A 2,529-nucleotide genomic window follows, 5' to 3' on the forward strand; every position below is an offset into this window, starting at 1 on the left:
TGAGGGAAGGCCCGCTTCACAGCGGCAGCCAAATGCGGACGGTTGTCTGCCTGAATAAGGTCATACGGCTCCTCCCGGAGGGCCTTCAGCGTTTCGGCAAGGTACAGGGCGGGAGTATCCGCAGGCAGACGGATCAGCCTGACTCCTTCGCGTTCTTCCAGCCGGGGAAGTCCCGGCATACTCCGGCTGATTACGGTAACGTTGTGGCGGAGGGCAAGCAGCCTGGCTGTCTCCCAGATGCAGATTTCGACGGAACCGCTGCCCGGAAGCGGAAACCGTCCCGGCGCTATCATGCAGATGTTCATCGTTAGGCTCCTTTCCCAAGCAGCGATTTTCTTCCTGCTTGCACTATATGCTCATGTCTCGCCGGGAGACACTTTCTTTGCCGGAGAGCGGCGTCTATCCAATGCGAAAACTGCCGCCGAAGCATAGCTTATCTTGTGTCATATCATACTTCGGCAAGGAAGTTTGTAGACGGGAGTGTGGAATGCAAGGATGAAAGCCATATCGACACTGACAAGTAAATGGATCAAGACGAAGGTGCTGCTCCGCAGTCCGGAGATTTCGGCGCTGATTCCGGAGACGGTAAGACTGACCCGCGAGAATGCCAAGCGAATGCTGGACAAACACGGAATGGTGTATATCAAGCCGGAGATAGGCACTTACGGAAACGGAGTTATTCGGGCCGAGCGCCGATCGGGCGAAAAGGGAGCTGCATACTGGTATCAGAGCGGGACCAAGCAGAGAACCTTCGCCACCTTTGAGGCTTTTTACACCTCGCTTAAAGGGAAGACGGGCAGCCGCAAGTACCTGATTCAAAAAGGAATCGACTTGCTGAAAGCGGGGGGCCGGCGCTTTGATATCCGCATCATGGTTCAGCGTAGTCCCAGCGGAGTCTGGGAAACGACAGGGCTGATCGGCAGAGTGGCCGGGGAGGGAAAGATCGTTACGAACTACCATGCCGGAGGCAAGCCGACGGCGGTGGAGAAGCTGCTTGCTCCGCATATGAACGATACGCTTAAGGCTGAGACGATAAAGCGTTTGCGGAAGCTCGGCAAGGATGTCGGACAATTTTACAAAAAAAACTATCCGGGGTTCAAGCAGCTTGGGGTCGATGTCGGCCTCGACCGTTCCCTGACTCCATGGATCATTGAGGTCAACACCAATCCCGATCCGTACATTTTTAATCAGCTCTCGGATAAATCCATGTACCGCAAGGTTATGGCCTACCGCCGGGCACAGCAGACAACCCGTCCCAAGCGCTAGAACCTGCGCTCTTTTCTTTCTGAAAATGAATTAAATTCAAGAAAAAGTTGCAACTTGCGTTTCATCCTGCACAATAAAGGGTAATTACAAAAAAATTGTGGAAAAGATCGAATTTCGTCAGGAGCAGTAACAACGCAGTCTGTAGAACAGTCCGTCTATTATTCATTTTTGGAAGAAGGGGTGGGATTTTGAACGGATCGCTGACGTTGTCGATAGCCATTTGCACCCGGAACAGACATGAGGATTTGAGGAAATGCCTGAAATCGATATTTAGCCAGCGGGATATTGCCGGTACGGAGATTGAAATTTTGATCATTGATGACGGCGATACGCAGGAATCCTGGCTGGAAGAGGTCAGGAGGGAATTGCCTTCCGGTATGGAGCTGGGCTATCACCGGAAGAATCGGGAGGAAGCGGGCCTGCTTAAATCACGGATTTATGCGACTCATGCCTCTAAGTATGAGACCCTGCTGTTCCTGGATGACGATGTAGAGCTGGAAGCGGATTATTTGGCCGTACTTCTGCGGACTTTTGAACGCTATCCTGATGCCGTCGGCGTCGGCGGTGTGGACCAGAGCTTCTCCTGCTCTCTGAAAGGCAGACTGCTCATGCTGATCAGCGGCCGAAGCCGGTTGGCTCCCGGTAAGCTGTCTTACAGCGGATTTGCCTCCGCCATGAATTTGTGGAACCGGCAGAAACGGATCTTCCGGACCGAATTCCTGCACGGATGCAACATGTGCTTCCGCAAGTCGGCGCTGCGGGATGTAAAGGTGGTTGAATGGCTGAACGGCTACAGCCTTGGCGAAGACCTGTATCTGTCCTATCTGGCAGGGCTGCACGGGCCGATGATTATCAATCCGGAGCTCAAGCTGGTGCACCACGGGTCGCCGGCTTCCAGAGACAAGGAGGAACAGGTCGCCTATACAAAGGTTATCAACCACTATGAGCTGCTGAAGCTCAGAACCGGCATAACGCCCTTCCGCTATGCGATGCTGCTGTGGACAGCGGGATTTTTATACGCGGAAACGGCCCTTAAGCGCCGGAAAGAGGCAAGCAGCGGCTATCTCAGAGGAATCCGGGAGCTTAGAGGGGCGCAGACCCGAAGCTGATTCCTGGTGCCGCATTCGCGGCCTCTGCGCCGGAGACTGCACCGTACTTATATCCGCCTTTTACGAAATATCGGAGCACCCGAATCATGGGCGAAAGAAGCCTTGGCGGGTGCTTCCGTTTTGAACAGATTTAGTGTCGCAGTCCCCCCACCTC

General features: G+C 53.9%; 2 protein-coding genes and 1 pseudogene. 2 read left to right on the forward strand and 1 reads right to left on the reverse strand.

Translation table 11 applies throughout. The features are described from left to right. A pseudogene (locus L691_RS28450) lies at nt 1-305 on the reverse strand (glycosyltransferase family 4 protein); the annotation flags it as partial. Nucleotides 306-495: 190 nt separating this feature from the next. On the opposite strand from L691_RS28450, the gene L691_RS0109550 reads away from it, so the two are divergent. Then, nucleotides 496-1,266 (forward strand): YheC/YheD family protein, encoded by a 771-nt coding sequence (locus L691_RS0109550; protein ID WP_025690226.1) that lies wholly within the window; start codon nt 496-498, stop codon nt 1,264-1,266. 188 nt (nt 1,267-1,454) lie between these two features. Beyond that, complete coding sequence (locus L691_RS0109555) at nt 1,455-2,375, forward strand: glycosyltransferase family 2 protein (RefSeq protein ID WP_051459341.1); 921 nt, start codon at nt 1,455-1,457, stop codon at nt 2,373-2,375. The last annotated feature ends 154 nt before the right edge of the window (nt 2,376-2,529 follow it).

This window comes from Paenibacillus zanthoxyli JH29, from assembly GCF_000520715.1.
GTDB lineage: Bacteria > Bacillota > Bacilli > Paenibacillales > Paenibacillaceae > Paenibacillus_AQ > Paenibacillus_AQ zanthoxyli.